Source organism: Paraburkholderia sp. SIMBA_053, assembly GCF_046534895.1.
In the GTDB taxonomy this organism is placed as follows: domain Bacteria; phylum Pseudomonadota; class Gammaproteobacteria; order Burkholderiales; family Burkholderiaceae; genus Paraburkholderia; species Paraburkholderia caledonica.
This window is the reverse complement of sequence record NZ_JAWRXU010000706.1, coordinates 1-271: the sequence shown is the minus strand read 5'-3', so window position 1 is coordinate 271 and position 271 is coordinate 1. Positions and strand designations below refer to the sequence as shown.

Genomic DNA, 271 nt, shown 5'->3' with positions numbered 1-271 from the left:
ACTCAATGCCCTCACCGTGCCTAACCGGGTAGTCATGGCTCCGATGACACGGTCTTTCTCCCCAGGCGGCATACCGGGCGCCGACGTCGCCGCGTACTATCGGCGACGTGCGGCGCACGGCGTCGGTCTCATCATCACCGAAGGAACCGGTGTTGGTCGCGCGGCCGCGCTCGACGATCCGAACGTCCCGCGCTTTCATGGCGAGGCGGCGCTGGCCGGCTGGAAGAAAGTAGTCGACGCGGTCCACGCGGCTGGTGGACGCATTGCGCCG

1 pseudogene is annotated in these 271 nt (G+C 67.5%); it reads left to right on the top strand.

Annotation, left to right across the window (positions count from 1 at the left end):
- Positions 1–271 (top strand): annotated as a pseudogene (locus SB753_RS37400) (12-oxophytodienoate reductase); the annotation flags it as partial.